Origin of the sequence: Mesorhizobium sp. CO1-1-7 (genome assembly GCF_020164885.1) — a bacterium.
Lineage (GTDB): Bacteria > Pseudomonadota > Alphaproteobacteria > Rhizobiales > Rhizobiaceae > Mesorhizobium > Mesorhizobium australicum.
Map to the genome: position 1 here is coordinate 666045 of NZ_JAIUHA010000001.1, position 20899 is coordinate 686943.

Annotated in this window: 20 protein-coding genes; 10 read left to right on the top strand and 10 right to left on the bottom strand. The window is 63.7% G+C overall.

The features are described from left to right. Positions 1-69 precede the first annotated feature (69 nt). The 3 genes from LB516_RS03030 to LB516_RS03040 all read right to left on the bottom strand — a co-directional run bounded on the left by LB516_RS03030 (position 70) and on the right by LB516_RS03040 (position 3243). On the bottom strand, positions 70-1650 hold the full coding sequence (locus tag LB516_RS03030) for a 5-guanidino-2-oxopentanoate decarboxylase (RefSeq protein WP_224718892.1): 1581 nt from the start codon (positions 1648-1650) through the stop codon (positions 70-72). Between the two features lie 79 nt (positions 1651-1729). Next, complete coding sequence (locus LB516_RS03035) at positions 1730-2401, bottom strand: TetR family transcriptional regulator C-terminal domain-containing protein (RefSeq protein WP_015314263.1); 672 nt, start codon at positions 2399-2401, stop codon at positions 1730-1732. Continuing rightward, positions 2371-3243 (bottom strand): dimethylarginine dimethylaminohydrolase family protein, encoded by an 873-nt coding sequence (locus LB516_RS03040; protein WP_140614989.1) that lies wholly within the window; start codon positions 3241-3243, stop codon positions 2371-2373. Before LB516_RS03040 ends, LB516_RS03035 begins: the two co-directional genes overlap by 31 nt. A gap of 214 nt (positions 3244-3457) precedes the next feature. Here LB516_RS03040 and LB516_RS03045 point away from each other — a divergent pair, with 214 nt between their 5' ends. The 7 genes from LB516_RS03045 (at position 3458) to LB516_RS03075 (ending at position 9685) form a co-directional block, all read left to right on the top strand. Continuing rightward, positions 3458-4273, top strand: coding sequence for an ABC transporter ATP-binding protein (locus LB516_RS03045; protein ID WP_015314265.1), 816 nt, complete (start codon positions 3458-3460; stop codon positions 4271-4273). Positions 4274-4328: 55 nt separating this feature from the next. Next, positions 4329-5126: a transporter substrate-binding domain-containing protein gene (locus LB516_RS03050; RefSeq protein ID WP_140614991.1), complete on the top strand. Its 798-nt coding sequence runs from the start codon at positions 4329-4331 to the stop codon at positions 5124-5126. A gap of 204 nt (positions 5127-5330) precedes the next feature. Then, positions 5331-5996 carry an ABC transporter permease gene (locus tag LB516_RS03055; RefSeq protein WP_041163582.1) on the top strand — a complete coding sequence of 222 codons (666 nt, stop codon included), beginning with the start codon at positions 5331-5333 and terminating at the stop codon, positions 5994-5996. Continuing rightward, on the top strand, positions 5996-6805 hold the full coding sequence (locus LB516_RS03060; protein WP_015314268.1) for an ABC transporter permease: 810 nt from the start codon (positions 5996-5998) through the stop codon (positions 6803-6805). The genes LB516_RS03055 and LB516_RS03060 overlap by 1 nt, the downstream gene beginning before the upstream one ends. Positions 6806-6912: 107 nt before the next feature. Next, complete coding sequence (locus tag LB516_RS03065; protein ID WP_015314269.1) at positions 6913-7914, top strand: Ldh family oxidoreductase; 1002 nt, start codon at positions 6913-6915, stop codon at positions 7912-7914. Positions 7915-8211: 297 nt separating this feature from the next. Next, positions 8212-8439 (top strand): hypothetical protein, encoded by a 228-nt coding sequence (locus LB516_RS03070; protein ID WP_224718893.1) that lies wholly within the window; start codon positions 8212-8214, stop codon positions 8437-8439. 268 nt (positions 8440-8707) lie between these two features. After that, entirely contained in the window at positions 8708-9685 is a 978-nt protein-coding gene (locus tag LB516_RS03075) for a complex I NDUFA9 subunit family protein (protein WP_224718894.1), read from the top strand. Between the two features lie 13 nt (positions 9686-9698). On the opposite strand, the gene LB516_RS03080 is transcribed toward LB516_RS03075, so the two are convergent. Next, positions 9699-11072, bottom strand: coding sequence for a cytochrome P450 (locus tag LB516_RS03080; protein ID WP_224718895.1), 1374 nt, complete (start codon positions 11070-11072; stop codon positions 9699-9701). 210 nt (positions 11073-11282) lie between these two features. Here LB516_RS03080 and LB516_RS03085 point away from each other — a divergent pair, with 210 nt between their 5' ends. The 3 genes from LB516_RS03085 (at position 11283) to LB516_RS03095 (ending at position 15954) form a co-directional block, all read left to right on the top strand. Then, a complete protein-coding gene (locus LB516_RS03085) occupies positions 11283-11852 on the top strand; it encodes an NADPH-dependent FMN reductase (RefSeq protein ID WP_140875731.1) in 570 nt (189 codons plus the stop codon). A 497-nt stretch (positions 11853-12349) separates the two neighbouring features. Beyond that, positions 12350-14821: a DNA topoisomerase (ATP-hydrolyzing) subunit B gene (gene gyrB, locus LB516_RS03090; RefSeq protein WP_224718896.1), complete on the top strand. Its 2472-nt coding sequence runs from the start codon at positions 12350-12352 to the stop codon at positions 14819-14821. Positions 14822-15036: 215 nt separating this feature from the next. Further along, entirely contained in the window at positions 15037-15954 is a 918-nt protein-coding gene (locus LB516_RS03095; RefSeq protein WP_015314275.1) for a membrane protein, read from the top strand. Between the two features lie 74 nt (positions 15955-16028). On the opposite strand, the gene LB516_RS03100 is transcribed toward LB516_RS03095, so the two are convergent. The 6 genes from LB516_RS03100 to LB516_RS03125 form a co-directional block, all read right to left on the bottom strand. Further along, positions 16029-17426, bottom strand: a complete 1398-nt coding sequence (locus tag LB516_RS03100) for an NAD(P)(+) transhydrogenase (Re/Si-specific) subunit beta (RefSeq protein ID WP_224718897.1) — start codon at positions 17424-17426, stop codon at positions 16029-16031. 1 nt (position 17427) lies between these two features. Beyond that, positions 17428-17853, bottom strand: a complete 426-nt coding sequence (locus LB516_RS03105) for an NAD(P) transhydrogenase subunit alpha (RefSeq protein ID WP_015314277.1) — start codon at positions 17851-17853, stop codon at positions 17428-17430. Next, positions 17853-19127 carry a Re/Si-specific NAD(P)(+) transhydrogenase subunit alpha gene (locus tag LB516_RS03110; protein WP_224718898.1) on the bottom strand — a complete coding sequence of 425 codons (1275 nt, stop codon included), beginning with the start codon at positions 19125-19127 and terminating at the stop codon, positions 17853-17855. The genes LB516_RS03105 and LB516_RS03110 overlap by 1 nt, the downstream gene beginning before the upstream one ends. Positions 19128-19214: 87 nt before the next feature. Next, positions 19215-19439, bottom strand: a complete 225-nt coding sequence (locus LB516_RS03115; protein WP_015314279.1) for an aa3-type cytochrome c oxidase subunit IV — start codon at positions 19437-19439, stop codon at positions 19215-19217. Between the two features lie 162 nt (positions 19440-19601). Further along, complete coding sequence (locus LB516_RS03120; RefSeq protein ID WP_015314280.1) at positions 19602-19751, bottom strand: DUF3096 domain-containing protein; 150 nt, start codon at positions 19749-19751, stop codon at positions 19602-19604. A gap of 143 nt (positions 19752-19894) precedes the next feature. Further along, entirely contained in the window at positions 19895-20584 is a 690-nt protein-coding gene (locus LB516_RS03125; protein ID WP_224718899.1) for an N-acyl amino acid synthase FeeM domain-containing protein, read from the bottom strand. Between the last annotated feature and the right edge of the window lie 315 nt (positions 20585-20899).

Here is a 20899-nt window from a genome sequence, read left to right on the forward strand (position 1 = left end):
GGATCAGGTCTTGCAAAAACCAAGCCGGCAAATGGTCCGCTTCCTGTCGGCAAGGACGGCCCGGATGTTTCAGACGACCGTGACTTCGATGACGCGCGGCAGCCCCGTTGCCCGGGCGTGCCTGAGCGCCTGTGGCAAGGCGTAGATGTCGGCCAGCCTTTCGGCACCAATGCCATAGGCTTCGGCAAGCTTGCAGAAATCCGGCGGCGCCGGCGACACGCCGACAGGTTCCACGCCGACATCGAGCATCGAGGTCTCGATCTCGCGATAGCCTCTGTTGTTCCAGACCACGAAGATGACGGGCGCTCCAGAATCGAGCGCCACCGCTATCTCCGGCAAGGTGAACTGGAAGCCCCCGTCGCCGGTCAGGCAGACAACCGGCGCATCGGGCACGGCAAGTGCCGCACCGATCGCCGCCGGCGGACCGTAGCCAAGCGCGCCAAAGCCGGTCGCGGCATTGAACCAGCCGCCGGGCCGGTCGTGGTCGTAATAGAGGTTGGCGGCGTAAATCGGCTGGGTCGAGTCGCCAACGATGATGGCACCGGGCAAAGCGTCGCGGATCATTTCCACGGCACGCACCTGCGCCGCATAGGCCGGACTCAACTCGGCAAAAGCGGCCTTTCGCGCCGCCGCGGCGCGGCCATGGCCATCTTCGCCAGCGCTGTGGGCGGGATCGATCGCCGCAAGCAGCGCCTCGATCGCCTCGGCGCAATCGGCCTGGATGGCGACCGTCACCGGACGCCGCGCAAGCTGGTCGGCGCCGATGTCGATACGGATCAGGTTCGAAGGCAGTACGAAGCCGCCGTCGCCATAGCCGTCATAGTCGGTCGGGCCGAATTCGGTACCGGCGGCGATCACCAGATCAGCCCCGGCCATGAGCGCGCGAACCGCCTTGAGGCTTGGGCTTGCCGGCACGCAAAGCGGATGGCCATGCATGAGACCGCGCGCGTTGGTGGTCTCGACAACCGGCGCGCCCAGCCTTTCGGCAAGGCGCCGCAGCGCCGCATCGGCTTTCTTGGCGCCGCCGCCTGCAAGGATGAGCGGGCGGCGTGCGGTGGCGACGAGTTCGGCAGCCCTGGCAATGGCGGCACGCTCTGGCGCCGGCGGCCCGGCATTGCTCAAGGCTGCCGACAATCCGTCCGCCGGCTTGACCATGATATCGGTCGGGATCTCTATATGCACAGGGCCGGGCCGAGACGAGGAAAACAGGGCGAAAGCCCGCGCCAGCGCACCGGGCAATTCGCTGGCCCCGGTCACGCGTAGCGACAACAGCGCTACCTTCTCCATCATGCCGCGCTGATCGGGCAATTCGTGCAGGAAGCCGAGCCCCTTGCCGAGCGTGTCGGTGGCGTTGACGCCGGAGATCACCAGCATCGGCACCGAATCGGCGCGCGCCTGGCCCATGGCGGTGATGGTGTTGGTCAGCCCCGGCCCGGTGATGACGAAGGCGACGCCCGGCCTGCCGCCGGCGCGCGCATAGCCGTCGGCCATGAAGCCGGCGCCCTGTTCGTGGCGCGGCGTGATGTGGCGAATCTTCGAGCGCGCAAGACCGCGATAGAGTTCGACCGTGTGGACGCCGGGAATGCCGAACACGGTGTCGACGCCATGCGCCTCGAGCAGCGAAATGAGCGCTTCGCCCACAGTGGTCATTGGTTTTCTCCCCTATCTCTTTGTTTCTACGCAATTCCCAAGGGGAAGCGCTGCGCGCTTTTCCCGGGAAAACCGCTTCTCATTTTTCCAGGAATTGCTCCAGCGGCGCGAGGCCGAGTTCGGACTCGACAGCCTTGATGCCAATCGCCGCCAATTCGCCGGGCGAGAACATCTCGCCGGCCAGGCAGCCTTCGATCCAGAGCCCGTCGATGATCGCGTTGATCGCGATGGCATGGTGGCGCAACTGGGTTGCGTCCGGCTTGTGCTGTTCGGCGGCGAGCACGTCGGCCACAACTGCTTCCACCTCGTTGCGAAAGCCAAGGTAGCCTTCGCGGTGGGCACGGGCCAGGGCGGGATCCGCACTGGCGCGGCCGATGAAGGTTGCCCAGAGCGAAAACACCCGCGCGTCGATGATCGGCGCATTGAGATTGGCGGTGATGAAAGCCGCAAGACGCTGGCGCGGCGAGGCATCATCCATGACCAATGCCGCCTTCGCCTGCTCGGTCATGCGGTCGACCAGCGCCGTATAGGCTTCCTGCAGCAATTCTTCCTTGCCCGGGAAATAATGCCGGATCAGCCCGGCGGTGACGCCGGCACGCAATGCGATGGTGCGCAGGCTGGCGCCTTGAAGGCCGTATTCCGCCACGCTGTCCAGAGTCGCCTCGATCAGATCCTGCCGCCGCCGCTCCTCGCCCTCGCGACGGAACTTACGGCGCCCATTCATTGGCGCAGGATCGGTCGCGTCAGGCATGTCGGCCCGCCTTCGCAGGCGATGCAGAGCGCGTCCGCCTCGAAGATCTCAACCGTGCATCCGGCGGCTTCCATGGCGGCCTTTGTCCTGGGAAAGCCCGCGACGGCAATGACCTTGAGCGGGCTGGTCGGCAGTACGTTGAGGCTGAGGCCGTTGGAAGCCGCGAACTCCTCGGCGTCGCCTTCGACCAGCCGGATGCCGCGTGCCTTCAGCGTCTGATAGAAAGGGGCCGGTAAAAGCGGTGAATAGACCAGCGCTAGGTCGTCGGCCAGCGGGCTGATAACCGACATCAGGTGCAGGCACGCCTCTTCGCCCTGCCACAGCGGCAGATCAAAGCCGTAGACGGAAATCCCCAGCGGCGACAGCAGGTTGGAAACCTGCTGGATGCCTTCCTGGTTGGAACGGACACCGCGCCCGATCGCCAGCGTGCGGGCGTCAACCCATACACAGTCGCCACCTTCGACCTGGCCAGGAGCCTCGACGCGACCAAGGATCGGAATGCCCAGCCTTCTGTAGGTTTCTTCATGCAGCGAAGGCTCCCTGGCGCGCAGCGGCTTGCCCATGGACAGGATCAGCGCACCGCGGTCGGTCATCAGCGAAGGGTCGTGCGTGAACACCGAATCCGAAAGTCCGTCGGCCTTGTCCTCGATCCATTCGATCTCGGCGCCGGACGCCGCCACCAGTTCAGCCAGGACTGCGTGCTGCGAGGCCGCTTTCGCCGGGTTGAATCCCGGACCATAGTGCCAGGCAGCCCGGTCGGCGTCGCGCATGGCGTTGGCCGCCGACCGCATCAGCACGCGCCGCAGCGGCGCCGCCATGGACTGAGATCCGAAAGCGCTCATCGATGCCCTTTTTTAAGCTGAAAAAAACCGAGAAAATTTCATGAGAGGTTATTTATACACTTGCACAACAAGGCCGCAAGTGCCGTAATGAGCGGGATTGACGGGCTCGCTCTGTTGGGTCCATGCTTGAGGTCTGGAGCGAGGCAGTACAGCGTATGTTGATTAGCCGGATAGACGTTCGACGAACCGCCGGCGGCGATATGGAGGTCATTTGGTGAGCGCTGTGGCAGCTGCCAAAGTCCCATCCGGCGAGGCGCAGGACGGCGCCGCAGAAGCCATCCATGTCGAGAACCTGCACAAGAAATTCGGTCAACTGCATGTGCTGAAGGGCGTATCGCTGTCGGCGCGCGACGGCGAGGTCATCGCCATCATCGGCGGCTCGGGCTCAGGCAAATCGACGCTGCTGCGCTGCATCAACTGCCTGGAAAACCCGACCAGCGGCATCATCCGGGTCAATGGCGAGGAGATCAAGCTCAAGGCGGACAGCCATGGCCATACGATTCCGGCCGACCGCAGGCAGATCGAACGCATCCGCTCCAAGCTCGGCATGGTGTTCCAGAACTTCAACCTGTGGAGCCATATGACGCTGATCGAAAACGTCATCGAGGTTCCCGTTCATGTGCTGGGCGTCAAGCGCGACCAGGCTGTCGCCCAGGCCGAAAAGCTGCTGGTGCGCGTCGGTCTGGCCGAGAAGCGCGACGTCTATCCGGCCTATCTCTCCGGCGGCCAGCAGCAGCGCGCCGCGATCGCTCGCGCCTTGGCCATCAATCCGCGCGTCATGCTGTTCGACGAACCGACCTCGGCGCTCGATCCCGAACTGGTCGGCGAAGTGCTGAAGGTGATTGGCGATCTGGCCCGTGAAGGCCGCACCATGGTGCTGGTCACCCACGAAATGAAATTCGCCCGCGAGGTCGCGACCCACGTCGTCTACCTCTACAACGGGTTGGTCGAGGAGGAAGGCCCGCCGGAGCAGATCTTCGGCGCGCCCAAGTCCGAAAGGCTAAAGCAGTTCATCCGCAACATCGGCTAGGGACAGGCCGGGACGGAAGAAAACCGGGAACCAACAACAAACTGGGAGTTCTGAAATGAAGACTGTTCTGAAGACATTCGCCGCGGCGCTGCTGCTCGGCGTCGCCGCCATGGGCGTGGCCAAGGCCGATCCGGTCAAGATCGGCGTCGCCGCCGAACCCTACGCGCCCTTCACCTCGCCAGATGCTTCGGGCAAATGGGTCGGCTGGGAGATCGACTTCATCGACGCCGTCTGCGCCGAAGAGAAGCTCGACTGCGTCATCACCCCTGTCGCCTGGGACGGCATCATCCCGGCACTGACTACCAAGAAGATCGACCTCATTGTCTCGTCGATGTCGATCACCGACGAACGCAAGAAGACCATCGACTTCTCCGACAAGTACTATAACACCCCGACCGCGATCATCGGCCCCAAGGACCAGAAGTTCGGCGCCACGCCCGACGATCTCAAGGGCAAGGTCCTCGGCGTCCAGGTGTCGACGGTGCATGCCGTCTACGCCAAGAAGCATTTCGGCCCCACCGCATCCGAGATCAAGGAATACCAGACGCAGGACGAAGCCAACAACGACCTCGCCGCGGGCCGCCTCGACGCGGTGCAGGCCGATTCCATCGCGCTCAAGGAGTTCCTCAAGACCGACCAGGGCAAGGCCTGCTGCGATCTCAAGGGCATGGTGGCCCCTGACGACGAGGTGCTCGGACCGGGCGTCGGCGCCGGCGTGCGCAAGGAAGACACCGCCCTGAAAGAGAAGATCAACGCCGGCATCAAGGCGATCCGCGCCAACGGCAAATATGACGAGATCTCGAAGAAATATTTCGATTTCGACATTTACGGCGGCGCCACGCAGTCGAACTGAGACCCTCGAATCGGCTGGAGGACAGGGCGCTGACGCCCTCGTCCTCCAGCCGGCCTGTCCACGCATGCTTGCCGCCGGCTGCTGGTGCCGGCGGACAGAGCCAGCAATCCGGGGGCGAAGCTGATCGAATCCTTTCTTCCGGCCTCCGCGGCCGGCATCGTCGAACTGCTCTCGCCGGCTCCCGTCGGCTGGGGCGGGACGCTCTTGCTCGGGCTCCTTCATTCGCTTGAGATCGCCGTCGGCGCCACCATCGTCGGCCTGCTGATTGGAACCTGCGGTGCCTATGGCAAGCTTTACGGCGGACCCGTGGTGCGCGACCTGTTCGCGGTCTACACCACCGTGGTGCGCGCCGTGCCGGAACTGGTGCTGATCCTGCTGCTCTACTATGCCGGCACCGACCTGATAAACCAGGTGCTGACGGCGATGGGTTACCAGCGTGTCGACATCAGCGGGCTGGTGGCCGGCATCGCCGTGCTCGGCTTCGTCCAGGGCGCCTATTCGACGGAAGTCATCCGCGGCGCGATCCTCGCTATCCCGCAGGGCCAGATCGAAGCCGCCCGCGCCTTCGGCATGTCTCCCGGCCTTCTGTTGCGGCGCATCACGCTGCCGGCGATGCTGCCTTTCGCCATTCCGGGCCTCGCCAATCTGTGGTTGATCGCCACCAAGGACACCGCGCTGCTGGCTGTCGTCGGCTTCTTCGAACTGACGCTGGCGACACGACAGGCGGCGGGTGTCACCAAGGCCTATCTGGTTTTCTTCCTCGCCGCCGGCGTGCTCTATCTCTGCGTGACGCTGGTTTCGAACCTCCTGCTCGGCCGCGCGGAGAAATGGGCGCGGCGCGGCATGCCTTCGATCAAGGAGGCACGCTGATGACCAGCGAAACGGTCATCATCGACACGGCGGCGCGCGCATCGCTCTGGCTGCAGCCGCATCGCATCGTGCTGATCCTGATTGCGCTGGGGCTGGTGGCGTCAGCCGCCTTCTTCATGCGCTGGGACTGGCTGCCGCAATATTGGGAAATGGGCCTGATGGGGATCTGGCGTGCCCTGTGGATCCTGGCCGTCACCTGTACGCTCGGCTTCATGATCGCCGTGCCCGTCGGGCTGGCGCAGGCGGCCGGCTCGATCTGGGTCGCGGCACCTGCGAAAGTCTTCTGCACCATCATCCGCGGCACGCCGCTGCTTCTGCAGCTATGGCTGCTCTATTACGGGCTGGGCTCGCTTTTCCCGCAATATCCATGGATCCGCGAATCCTGGATGTGGCCCTATCTCAGGCAGGCCTGGCCGTACGGCGTGCTGGCGCTGACCTTGTCCTTCGCCGGCTACGAGGGCGAAGTGATGCGCGGCGCCTTTGCCGGCGTGCCCAAGGGGCAGCTGGAAGCCGCCCGCGCCTTCGGCATGAGCCGATGGAAGATCTTCCGCCGGATCTGGCTGCCGCAAGCCTTCTACCGGGCGCTGCCGACGCTGACCGGCGAGACCGTGCTGCAGCTGAAATCGACGCCGCTGGTGGCAACCATCAGCGTGATCGACATCTTCGCCGTCTCGTCCAAGGTGCGGCAGGACACCTATCTCACCTACGAGCCCTTGCTGCTCCTGGCGTTGATCTATATGGCGATCACCGGCATTCTGGTCTTCGCCTTCAGCCGGATCGAGGCACGAATCCCGGTCAAGATCGGTTAGGTCCAAGTGGGTGGTGGGTAGGGATTGGTAAGTAGGAAGTGGCTGCCGCGCACTCCACAACTCACCACTCACCAACCCCTACTCACTACTCACTAAGGGCAATCGCCATGCAACTCAGTCTCGACCAGGCAAAAGGGCTGTGCCGGATGGCGGCACTTGGCGCCGGCGCCAACGAGGAAGCAGCGCAATCGCTCACCGCCTCGATCATCGCGGCCGAGGCAGAGGGACTTGCAGCCGTCGGGCTCACACATTTCATCGACTACCTCGAAGCGCTCGAGGCCGGACGCATCGACGGCAATGCCGATCCGGTGATCACCCGGCCGGCGCTGGCCATCTATCTCTCGGACGCACGCGGCGGGCTGGCGCATACCGGCTTCGACCGCACCATCGACGACCTCGCCAAGGCGGCAAGACTGTTCGGCGTCGCCATCTTCTCGCAGAAGAACGCCTACACCTGCGGGGCGCTCGGCTACTTCACCGGCCGGCTGGCCGCGCAGGGGCTGGTGTCCTTCGCCGCAACCAACGGTCCGGCCGTCCTGGCCGGCTCAGGCTCGGTCAAGCCGGTCTTTTGCACCAACCCGATGTCTTTCGCCGCCCCCGCCGCCGACGGCGCGCCGCTGGTCATCGACCAGTCGTCGAGCGCCACCGCCTTCGTCAACATCCGCAAGGCCGCCGAGGACGGCAAGAAGATCCCCGAAGGCTGGGCGCTGGACGCCAGCGGCAACCCGACCACCGATCCGGCGGCGGCCATGAAGGGCGCCATGCTCGCCTTCGGCGGCCAGCGCGGCGCCAACATCGCGCTGATGGTCGAAGTGCTGGCGGCCGGCCTGTCGGGCGCCAACTGGTCACTCGACGCGCCGTGGTTCAGCGGCGGCCCGGACAGCCCCGGGACCGGCCTGTTCGTGCTTGCCGTCGAGCCCAAGCTGCTCGACCCGGGTTTCGAGCAGCGCATGAAAGACCAGCTTGACCGGCTGCGGCGGCGCTTCGGCGTTCATGTGCCCGGCCGCGCCCGCGCCGAAGCGGCCGAAAAGGCGCAGGCGCGCGGCATCACCGCACCCAAGGCAGTGATCCAGCGCATCTCCGAATTCGCCGAACGCTACTCGGCCTGATTTCTTCTCCTTTCTTTGCAGACAGTTACTTGGCCGCCCCCGCCTGACACGCGGTTGTGCGCGTTTTTTTTCGCGCGCGTCCTGAACCTTTTTGAGCGCCCGGGCGACCAACGTTTGTCCAGGGCAAGGTGAGCTTGCCCGATCCAGACCGGGGAATAGCAAAATCAAATCGAAAGTCTGCTTCGCGTGAAAGGCATCGCCCTTCGCGTCCCGGAAACCCAACCTCAAATCAAGGGAAATTATCATGACCAACACCAAGACCACCATGCTGACCGCCGTCCTCCTGCTCGGTCCTTCATGGGCGCCACGCAGGCTGCCAATTTGAAGGCCGCACCGGTCAAGCCGGCCAACCCGGGCGTCATTACCGCGCCGGGTGGCGGCGCCACCGAGGACCACTACTGCAAGAACGGCCATGCGAAATTCGCCAACTGCAGCGCCGATTTCGTCGCCGCCTGCAAGAAGGTTGGTGGCACCATGTCGGATGTTCAGGGCTGGGGTGGGCGTACTTGCTTCACGCCCTCCTGATACCGTCTCAGGTCAGGCCGCTCGTCGGCCCCTGACACCTCATGGATGTCATCCGGGAAACCCCGCTTCGGCGGGGTTTCCTGCGTCTGTCGCTCGCAGGGCCAAGACATGATTGATGCGCTTGTCGCAGGAATACCGGGCCTTGCTTTTTCTTGGAATCGCGCGAAAAACAAGGATGACGCGACGACGCGTCACCCTTTGCCTTTGGCGCAAAACGGACTATGAAACGGCTCAGCCAAGCCATCTGGAACGCGCGCCGGAGCCCGCCATGACCGAAATCCTGCAGACCCCAAAGCTCGTCGTCGTCTTTGGCGGGTCAGGCTTTGTCGGCCGTCATGTCGTGCGGGCGCTGGCCAAGCGCGGTTATCGCATCAGGGTCGCCTGCCGGCGGCCCGACCTTGCCGGCCATTTGCAGCCGCTCGGCAATGTCGGCCAGATCCAGCCGGTGCAGGCCAATGTGCGCGTGCGCTGGTCGGTCGACCGCGCCGTGCAAGGTGCCGACCATGTCGTCAATCTCGTCGCCATCCTGCATGAGAGCGGCCGGCAGAAATTCTCCGCCGTGCACGAATTCGGTGCTCGCGCCATCGCCGAGGCGGCGCGCTCCGTCGGCGCCGGGCTCACCCATATTTCGGCGCTCGGCGCCGATCCGGATTCCGAATCGGATTATGCGCGCACCAAGGCGCTCGGTGAAAAGGCCGTGCTGGACACGATCGCCGATGCCGTGATCTTGCGGCCGTCGATCAATTTCGGGCCGGAGGACAGCTTCTTCAACCGGTTCGCGAATATGGCGCGTTATTCGCCGGTGCTGCCGCTGATCGGCGGCGGCCAGACCAAGTTCCAGCCGGTCTATGTCGGTGACGTGGCGGAGGCTGTCGCGCGTTCGGTCGACGGCAAGATCGATGGCGGCCAGGTTTACGAGCTCGGCGGCCCCAACGTGCTCACCTTCAAGGAGTGCATGCAGGAACTGCTCACGGTTATCGAGCGCAAGCGCCTGCTGGTGCCGGTGCCGTGGTGGATGGCAAACATCCAGGCCTCGATCCTCGGCCTGTTGCCCAATCCGCTGCTGACCAAGGACCAGGTGATGCAGTTGCGCGAGCACAACATCGTTTCGGACGAAGCCGCCAGGGCCAACCGGACACTGGCGGGACTCGGCATCCAGCCGCAATCGATCGCGACGATCCTGCCGAGCTACCTCTGGCGCTTCCGCGCCGCCGGCCAGTTCCAGCAGCGTAAGCCCGCGGTATAAGAAGCGTCGGCCCTCAGCGAGGGCGAGGCGTGACCCGCATCGGCAGACCGCCTTGCGGCTGCGTGGTCAATTTCTGCACCGGCCAGGGTTTTGTTTCAGCGGTCGCGTCGAAGCGGAAGCGTGACAAGAGGATGGCGAGCGCGATGATCGCCTCCTGCATGGCGAAGCTGGCGCCGATGCAGACGCGCGGGCCGGCGCCGAAGGGCAGATATTGGAAGCGGTCGATCTTTTCACGGTTTCCCGGATGGAAGCGTTCGGGCAGGAAGGCGTCGGGCCGGTCCCACAGCTTCCTGTGGCGGTGAACGACCCATGGCATCACCAGCACGGCGGCGTGCTTGGGGATATAAAGATCCTTCCACATTTCCGGAACGATCGGCTCGCGATTGATCGATGGCGCCGGCGGGTAGAGCCGAAGCGCCTCGTCGAAAGCGGCGCGTGTCAGCGGCATGGCGTCGAGCCACTTCGCCGGATCGGGCTCGCGCGCCAGCACCCGGTCGATCTCCTGTTCGACCCGGTCGCGCTCCCAGGGCGATTCGGCCAGGCAATAGAGCGTCCAGCCGAGCGCGCGCGCCGTGGTCTCGTGGCCGGCGCCGATGAAGGTGATGATGTTGTCCTCGACTTCCGGGCGCGTCAGTCCGTCGGGGCCTTCGGCCTTGAGCAGCAGCGTCAGGAAATCCTGCGGCACGGCATCGGGGTCGCGCCTGACCTTCTCTTCGCGCATCTTGACCGTGTCGGTCACGATCTTGCGGAAATAGGCCATGGTCTTGCGGCCGCGGATACGGGTCAGCCGCGGCAGCCAGTCGGGCGCGCGCAGCAGGTCGAGCGGATCCACGCGGCCCATGGTTTCGAACAGGCGGTCGATCTCGTTGGCGAAACTGCCGGGCTCGCCCGCGATCTCGCCGGAAAACAGCGTCTCGGCCAGGATGTCATAGGTGAGCAGCGTCATGTCATGGGCGATATCGGACGTGCCGCTGGCCTCGTAACGGGTGACGAACTCCAGCGTCCGTTTCAGCATCGGCTGGGCGAAGCCGAAAATGTGGCGTGGCGTGAACACCGGCGCCATTGCCTTGCGCGACCGCTTCCACACCTCGCCCTCGGCCGTCAGCAGGCCGTCGCGCAGGATCGGCCTCAGTATCTTCTGGCGCACCGTCGCCATCTTGTAGTTCTTGGCGTTGTCGACCAGCACATGGCGGATTAGGCCCGGATCATTGGCGATGACCAGCGGCCCACCAGCGCCCTTGGCAGAAATCCAGGGTTCGTTGTAGGTCGGCTCGCCCCAGAGTTCGAGCGGGTTGCGATAGACGATGCGGATCATTTCCAGCGTCGAAGGCGGCGACGTGCGCGGCTTCGGGGCGGGAGGAACGAATGGGGCGGGCTGCGTGTCCATGAAGTGCTCCGCTGTTCCCATCAATGTAGTGGCTGCCACCTCGGGCGTCCATGTCACCGAACGGCAACCGGACCCATGACGGCGGGAACGCCAGGGCGGACGGTCTGTTCATCCGATCGTGACCGTTCCTTCAGGATCCAACCTTGCCTGCTGGAACGCTCTGCCGTAGTGGCAGTCACCAACAGATACTGCCTGACAAAGGAGCCTGCCTTGAAGCACCAGTTGAACATCATCATCGGCAGCACGCGGCCCGGCCGCGCTGGCCCGGTTTTCGCCGAATGGCTGGAGACGTTCGTACGCGAACACGGAAAATTCGAGCCAGTGCTGACCGACATAGCCGCGTTCAACCTGCCGGTCCTGGATGAACCCCATCATCCAAGGCTCGGCAATTATCAGAACGACCACACCAAGGCCTGGTCGAAGGCGATGGATGCCGCTGACGCCTTCGTGTTCGTGGCGCCGGAATACAATTACTTCGCCGCACCCGCGATCATCAACGCGATCGACTATCTCGCCCGCGAATGGAAATACAAGCCCGCTGCGATCTTCAGTTATGGGGGTGTCTCCGGCGGCCTGCGCGCGGCACAGGCGCTGAAGCCGCTGCTGACCTCGGTCGGGATCATGCCTATCCCGGAAGGTGTCGCGCTGCCGCTGTACCAGAAACTGCTCGACGAGAACGGCGCCTTCGATGCCAGCGAGCAAGTGCGGGGCGGGACCAAGACCATGCTGGACGAACTGTTGCGCTGGAGCGAGGCGTTGAAACCGATGCGCGCCGCCTGAGAGAGCCGCCTCAGCGCGGCTTGCTTGCGCCATAAAGAGGTGGAATGGTCGGCAAACGACTGAGCCGGGGGGCGGTTCGACTGCGTTTGCTGTTTACCATGCTGCTGATGCTTGCGACCACCGCTATCGCGGCGGCCGAGCGGCACGTGGCCATTGGTCATGGCCAATGACGACTACCGGCTGGTCCGGCCGCTTGCCAACCCCGCCCAAGGCGGCGAAGCGATGGAAGCGGCGCTGAGGAAACTTGGTTTCGCTGGAGCTCGACCAGACGGGCCGGCTGGCGCCCAGGGACAAATCCACGGTCAAATATTTGCGCGGCCTCCTGGCTAAATTCAACGCCCGAAAAAAATAGCCGGCTGCCGGCTCGGCATTCGCGCCGGAAATGCCTGCAAACCTTGGAAAAACCGCCTTTAGCGCCTATATCTACCCCATATCAGAAGCGCGATTCGGGGCCGATTTTTCGCGCTGTAAAAGCGGCATCTAGACAACAGGTTTTCATGAGCGACCAGACCGAGAACACAAACGGCGCTGAAGCCGAATACGGCGCCGATTCCATCAAGGTTTTGAAGGGGTTGGACGCCGTCCGCAAGCGGCCGGGCATGTATATCGGCGATACCGATGACGGCTCGGGCCTGCATCACATGGTCTACGAAGTGGTCGACAACGCCATCGACGAGGCGCTGGCCGGCCATGCCGACCTGGTTTCGGTGACGCTCAATCCCGACGGTTCGGTGACGGTTATCGACAATGGCCGTGGCATTCCAACCGACATTCACCCCAGCGAAGGCATTTCGGCGGCCGAAGTGATCATGACGCAGCTGCATGCCGGCGGAAAGTTCGACCAGAACTCCTACAAGGTGTCTGGCGGTCTGCATGGCGTCGGCGTCTCGGTGGTCAACGCGCTGTCGGCCTGGCTGAAGCTCAAGATCCGCCGCAACGGCCAGGTCTTCGAGATGAGCTTTACCCACGGCAATGCCGATGCGCCGCTGAAGGCGATCGGCAGCTACGAGCAGGACAAGCGCCCAGGCACCAATGAGGGCCGCAGCGGCACCGAGGTCACCTTCTTTCCGTCGTCCGAGACCTTTACCATGGTCGAATTCGATTTCGGCACGCTGGAGCACCGGCTGCGCGAACTCGCCTTCCTGAACTCCGGCGTGCGCATCGTTCTGACAGACGCCCGTCATGCCGACGTCGTGAAGCATGAACTGCACTATGATGGCGGCCTGGAAGAGTTCGTCAAATATCTCGACCGGGTCAAGAAACCGCTGATCGGAAAGCCCATCTCCATCAGGGCCGAGCGTGACGGCATCACCGTGGAAGTGGCGATGTGGTGGAACGACAGTTACCACGAGAATGTGCTGGCCTTCACCAATAACATCCCGCAGCGCGATGGCGGCACCCATCTGGCCGGTTTTCGCGGCGCACTGACCCGCCAGATCACCGGCTATGGCGAATCTTCGGGGCTGACCAAGAAGGAAAAGGTCTCGCTGATCGGCGACGATTGCCGCGAGGGCCTGACGGCGGTGCTGTCGGTTAAGGTTCCCGATCCGAAATTCTCGTCGCAGACCAAGGACAAGCTGGTCTCGTCGGAGGTTCGTCCCGTGGTCGAGGGACTGGTCAACGAAGCGCTCGGCACGTGGCTCGAAGAGCATCCGACCGAGGGCAAGGTGGTCGTCGACAAGGTGATCCAGGCCGCGGCGGCGCGTGAAGCGGCGCGCAAGGCTCGCGACATCACCCGCAAGACCTCGCTGGGCGTCACCTCGCTGCCCGGCAAGCTGGCCGATTGCCAGGAACGCGATCCGGCGAAGTCCGAAATCTTCATCGTCGAGGGTGACTCGGCCGGCGGCTCCGCGAAGGGCGGCCGTTCGCGCCAAAACCAGGCAATCCTTCCCCTGCGCGGCAAGATCCTCAATGTCGAGCGGGCCCGCTTCGACCGCATGCTCTCTTCCGACATGATCGGCACGCTGATCACCGCGCTCGGCACCTCGATCGGCAAGGACGAATTCAACGCCGACAAGCTGCGCTACCACAAGATCATCCTGATGACCGACGCGGACGTCGACGGCGCCCATATCAGGACCTTGCTGCTCACTTTCTTCTTCCGGCAGATGCCCGAGCTGATCGAGCGCGGCCACCTCTACATCGCCCAGCCGCCGCTCTACAAGGTGACGCGCGGCAAGAGCTCGCAATACATCAAGAATGAGAGCGCCTTCGAAGAATTCCTGATCGATTCGGGGTTGGAGGAAGCGTCCCTTACGCTCGGCTCAGAGGAAGTGCGGACCGGACAGGATCTGCACGGCGCCGTCGCCGATGCGCTTGCCGTGCGCCAGCTCATCAACGGCTTGCACACGCGCTATAACCGCGACGTCGTCGAGCAGGCTGCGATCGCCGGCGGGCTCAATCCCGAAATCTTCGCCGATCTTGGCCGCGCCAACGCGATGGCGGAGCGGATCGCGCAACGCCTCGACATCATTGCCGAGGACACCGAGCGCGGCTGGACCGGCCGCATGTCGACCTCGAACGAGGGCATCGGCGGCTATGTCTTCGAACGCACCGTGCGCAGCGTCAAGGAATACGCCCATCTCGACATGGCGTTGATCAATTCCGCCGACGCACGCCAGCTCGATCGCTACGCGCAGCGCCTCAGCGAAGTCTACGGGACGCCGCCGGTGCTGCGCCGCAAGGAGGTGTCCGAAACAGTCTCGGGACCGCTGGCGCTGCTCAACGCGGTCTTTGCGACCGGCCGCAAGGGGCTGACCATGCAGCGCTACAAGGGTCTCGGCGAAATGAATGCCGAGCAGCTCTGGGAAACCACGCTCGACCCGAACGTGCGTTCGCTGCTGCAGGTCAAGGTCAACGATGCGACCGATGCCGACAGCCTGTTCTCGCGGCTGATGGGTGACGAGGTGGAGCCGCGGCGCGAGTTCATCCAGGACAATGCACTGTCGGTCGCCAACCTGGATATTTGAGGTTTCGCCAGCCTTTTTGACAGATTGGCATAGCTCGTGCCCGCGCCAATAATGAGGATGCGCCGGAACAGAAGGCCTTCGAAGACATTGTGACAGTGTCCATCACAATTTCTTTCAGGAGGCTTTTCATGGGACGCGGCATTCTACTCTGGTTGCTCGGCATTCCGATTCCGATCATCATCCTCATCATGCTGTTCGTACGGTAGGGGGCGTCGATGCAGTCCACCCTATCGGCTGTCGACGTATCCGCTTCCACGGAATCGTCCTCCACCGCCGTCAGCTGGGGACCGATCATCGCCGGCGCTTTCGCGGCCTCGACGTTGACCTTCATCCTCATGTTGCTCGGCTCAGGCCTTGGGCTCAGCATGGTTTCACCATGGTCGGGCTCTGGCGCGTCGATCACCACCTTCGCGGTTTCCACCGCCGTCTGGCTGGTGATCGTACAGTGGCTGTCCGCCGGTGTAGGCGGCTACCTTGCGGGCCGGTTGCGGACCAAATGGGTCGGCATCCACACCGACGAAGTGTATTTCCGTGACACCGCGCACGGCTTTCTCGCCTGGGCGCTGGCCACCTTGCTGGTCGCCGGCGTGCTTGGCTCGGCACTTTCCGCCGCGATTGGTTCAGGTGTACAGGCCGCGTCCACCGTGGCCTCGGGAGCCGCCATGGGTGCGTCGGCCGGGGCCTCGGCGAATGCCAGCGGTGCATCGACCGACAATGCGACCTCCTATCTGGTGGATTCCCTGTTCCGCCCGGCCGATCCGGCCAAGCTGGCCACCGCCAATCCTGCCGACGAAGCCGCCGCGGCCGGGCAGGCCTCGCGGATCCTGATCGCCGGCGCCGTCGCCGGCGAGGTTTCGGCGGAAGACAAGACCTATCTTGCGCAATTGGTCGCCGCGCGCACCGGCCTTTCCGAGGCTGATGCCAAGACGCGTGTCGACACGGTGCTGGCGAAGGCGCAGGACGCAAAGGTCAAGGCGAAGCAGGCGGCCGACACGGCAAGGAAAGCAAGCGCCACTTTCGCGCTTCTCGGCGCCTTGTCGCTGGTCATCGGCGCCTTCATCGCCAGTGCGGCCGCAGCGCTCGGCGGCAGGCAGCGCGATGAAGAGGAAGCGGTGTTCCTGACCAACGGCTGAAGGCAGCATCACGCCAAAATTACAGAGCCCGGCATCGACCGGGCTCTTTCTATTCGACGATCAAGACCGACCGGTCAGTGATCCATCGCCTTGACGATTTCCTCGGTCATCTTCTTGGCGTCGCCGAGCAGCATCATGGTGCCGTCCTTGTAGAACAGCGTGTTGTCGATGCCGGCATAGCCGGACCCGAGCGAGCGCTTGACGAACAGGCAGGTGCGGGCCTTGTCGACGTCGAGGATCGGCATGCCGTAGATGGGCGACGACTTGTCGTCGCGCGCGGACGGGTTGGTGACGTCGTTGGCGCCGATGACATAGGCGACGTCGGCCTGCGCGAATTCCGAGTTGATGTCCTCGAGCTCGAACACTTCGTCGTAAGGCACGTTGGCTTCGGCGAGCAGCACATTCATGTGGCCGGGCATGCGGCCCGCGACGGGGTGGATGGCGTATTTGACGTCGACGCCATTGGCCTTGAGCTTGTCGGCCATTTCACGCAGCGCGTGCTGCGCCTGGGCGACCGCCATGCCGTAACCCGGCACGATGATGACCTTCTGCGCGTTCATCATGAGGTAGGCGGCATCGTCGGCCGAACCCTGCTTGACGGTGCGCTCGATGCCGTCATCGGCCGCAGCGGCGGTTTCGCCGCCGAAGCCGCCGAGGATGACCGAGACGAAGCTCCGGTTCATGCCCTTGCACATGATGTAGGACAGGATCGCGCCGGACGAGCCGACCAGCGCGCCGGTGATGATCAGCGCCAGATTGCCGAGCGTGAAGCCAAGGGCGGCGGCCGCCCAGCCGGAATAGGAATTCAGCATCGAGACGACGACCGGCATGTCGGCGCCACCGATCGGGATGATCAGGAGCACGCCGAGCACCAGCGAGGCGGCAACGATCAGCCAGAACACGAGTTTCGATTCCGTGGTGACCAGCAGCACGATCAGCACGATCAGGGCCACGCCAAGGGCAGCGTTGATGACGTGACGGCCGCCGATCATGATCGGCTTGCCCGACATGCGGCCGTCGAGCTTCAGGAAGGCAATGACTGAGCCGGTGAAGGTGATGGCGCCGATGGCGACGCCAAGGCTCATCTCGACCAGCGCCTGGGCATGGATGTCGCCATCCGTGCCTATGCCGAAGCTTTCCGGCGCATAGATGGCCGCCGCCGCCACCATGACGGCGGCAAGGCCGACCAACGAATGGAAGGCGGCGACCAGCTGCGGCATCGAGGTCATGGCAATGCGCCTGGCCGTGACGGCGCCGACGCCACCGCCGATGGCGAGACCAAGCACGATCAGGCCGAAGCGGCCGGCGGACGGGGTTGCCAGCGCCAGCGTGGTGGCAATGGCGATGCCCATGCCGACCATGCCGTAGAGATTGCCCTGCCGGCTGGTGGTCGGATGCGAGAGGCCGCGCAACGCCATGATGAACAGGACGCCGGATACCAGATAGAGGAAGGAGGCGAGATTGACGGTCACGTCACTTGTCCTTCTTCTTGTACATGGCCAGCATGCGCTGGGTGACGAGGAAGCCGCCGAATATGTTGACCGAGACCAGCATCAGCGCGACGAAACCGAAGCCGGCGGCGACGCCGGAGGCCGCGATGCCGACGGCGAGCAGCGCACCGACGACGATGACCGACGAGATGGCGTTGGTGACGGCCATCAGCGGCGTGTGCAGTGCCGGGGTCACCGACCAGACGACGTAATAGCCGACGAAGATCGCCAGGATGAAGATGGCGAAACGGAAGACGAAGGGATCGATGGCCCCGCCCGAGAGCGCATGCGCGGCATCACCGGCCGCCTCTGCACCGCCTGGGGCATTGGCCAGGTTCTGCACCGCGAGCCGAACGGCAGCGCTTGCCTGGTCGAGCTGATCCAAGGCTTTCTGCAAGGTCTGGTCCATCACGCGGTCCCTTTCGGCTTCGGCGAGGGTGACTTGGATGCGGCGGTCTTCCCGGGCGCGGCCTTCCTGGGCGCGGCCGTGGCATCGGCGATCATGGTCGTGGCCGGGATCGCGGCCGGCTCGACATAAGGCTGCTGGTCGGCCTTGGCGAAGGCCGGATGAACGACCTTGCCGCCGTCGGTCAGCATGGTTGCCTTGACCAGATCGTCGTCGCGATTGATGGCAAGCGTCTTGGTCGTCTTGTCGACGAGCGTCTCGACGAAGGCGAACAGGTTCCTGGCATAAAGCAGCGAGGCGGATGCAGCGATGCGACCTGGCACGTTGAGATGACCGACGATCTTCACATTGTTGGCCGTGGTGACGATCTTGCCGGCCTCGGCGCCCTCGACATTGCCGCCACGCTCGACCGCGAGATCGACGAGCACCGAGCCCGGCTTCATCGAAGCGACCATCGCCGCCGACACCAGCTTCGGCGCCGGACGGCCGGGGATCAGCGCCGTGGTGATGACGATGTCCTGCTTGGCAATGTGTTCGGCGGTGAGCGCCGCCTGCTTGGCCTGGTACTCCTTAGACATTTCCTTGGCATAGCCGCCGGCGGTCTCGGCCGCCTTGAACTCCTCGTCCTCGACGGCGAGGAACTTCGCGCCGAGCGAGGCGACTTGTTCCTTGGCGGCGGGCCGAACGTCGGTGGCGGTGACGACGGCACCAAGACGGCGCGCGGTGGCGATCGCCTGCAGGCCGGCAACGCCGACGCCCATGATGAAAACCTTGGCGGCCGGCACCGTGCCAGCCGCTGTCATCATCATCGGCAGCGCCCGGTCGTATTCGGCGGCTCCGTCGATCACCGCCTGGTAGCCGGCAAGATTGGCCTGACTGGACAGGACGTCCATCGATTGCGCGCGGGTGATGCGCGGCATGAACTCCATCGAGAAGGCGGTGACGCCGGCTTTGGCCAAGGCCGCGACAGCCGCATCGTTGCCGTAGGGATCCATGATGGCGATCACCGCGGCGCCGGATTTGTAACTCTTCAGCTCGGCATCCGTTGGCCGGCGAACCTTCAGCACGACATCGGCATTGGCGACATCCGAGGCCTTGCCGATGACAGCACCCGTCTTGGCAAACTCTTCGTCGGGGATACGCGAGCGGGTGCCGGCTCCGGCTTCGACGATCACGTCGAAACCCAAGGCCGTCAGCCGCTTCACCGTATCGGGCGAAGCCGCGACACGCGGCTCGTTCGCGTCGAGCTCACGAGGGATGAAAACCGTCTGTCCCACCGCATGATCCTTTCGGACGGAACCTGTCTGCGCGAAGTGTCGACCGGGATATCCGGCGACGTCAACCGCAAGAGCGTTTTGGAAGGTCTATCGCAGAATGAAGGCGCCGACTGCCAGAATAAGCACGAACAGGATCAGCGCAGAGAAGAAGCCGCCCGCGAAGAAGCCGAAAGCCATCGCCAGGAGAAGCGCGCCGCAGAAGAGCGAGCCATATTTGGCCAGCGCCAGGAAGCCCGCATAGGTGCGGTCATGCTCGGCATAGTCCATCTTCGCGCCCAGTTCTACAGGACCGCTCGGCGTGTGCTCAGCCATAGGAATACCCCTTCGAAGACATCTTTCAGGCACATACCGAAAAGCTGGGCGCAGGGCAATGGCGCTATTGCCGCATCGCAGCCGACAACTCCCTCAAGGGAAAATTGAAACTGGCGGCCGATGCCCGCGGGATGGCTTTTGAGCGAGCCCCTGCCCAGCGTCTCAGCCAGCAAGGTGAGGAAAAAGCCCGAGCAGCCCAACGACAATCAGATAGAGCGCGACGATGTAGTTCAGGAGCCGCGGCATGATCAGGATCAGCACGCCGGCGATCAGCGAGATAAGCGGTGTGAGCGCGAGCGAGTGGATGGTCATGACCGTATTCCTTCCCACGAACAATGCGGCAGAAGCCCGGGGCGAAATGCCCGTTGGGCAGGATCGCGGCGACACTCGATGGCGATGCCGCTACCTATAACGGCGAAGCCGCGGGAAGGTTCAGATGCAAGGACGACGCCCGTTCAGGCAGCATCGCGGTAGTATTTCGCCGTCGGCACAATGGACAGCGGCGTCAGCCGGTTGATGGCCGGATTGGCGAACATCATTCGCTGTTCCACGGCTGTCGACTTAAAGAACGGGAACCGTTCGAGTGTCTGGCGCAAGTTTTCGCCGCACGGGATTTCGAACAGAGCGATCGGCGCGAGGACACCCGGAAACACCTTGCCCTCTGTCCTCTGAACGGCGTGGAAGATACGAGCATAGTAGGCGGAATGCTCGATCTTGATCGGCGTAAGCACTGCGGTGAGCCCAAAGTAAGAGGCGGCCACCATGCCAAGCCTGAGCGTCAGAAAAGGCAGCACTCCGGGCGCGGGCGCACTGTCGGCATCGGTTGCGAAACGAGTCCCGTCGATGAACGTCTCTCCGCGGGCAAGCCGCTCGGCCAATATTTCGGGATAGGCATCAACGGACGGCGAATGAGGGTGCTCTCTGGAAATGTAGTGAAGCCGTAACGTGCTGACCAGGTGTCCATCGAAATAGACGCCGAACCGATAGGAATTCGGCAGATTGTCCCAGCGATCCTCGAACATCCCGCTGGCGATCGGGCCGCACATGCCCGATTGCAGGTAGGATTGATAGCGAAGGCGGTAGATCGCCTCCAGATCCTCGCCTCCAGTGATGAGACGGTAGTCGACATGCTCCAGCAATTGCATGATCGACTGGTTCAGCGCCGACCCAGCATTGGAGCTGGCGCCAGCCCGCGCATCGTTCCTCGCAGCATCCATTCTCAAGTCCTCGTATCCGCCGTGAACAGGCTATTCGAGTTGAAATGAGACACAAGCCGAAAATTGGATCCCACTGGTTTACCACTTGTTAACCTTAACAGCTAGAAATCTATGGCTGCGGAGTGGTTGCTGAAGGGGCAGCCTGGACGTTCTAATCCAAGCCTTCATTCCTATGAAAGGCGCTGCAAACTCGGGCGCGAAAAGCACTGGAGCGTTCCGCTTTGACAGATGCGCCGATCCGGT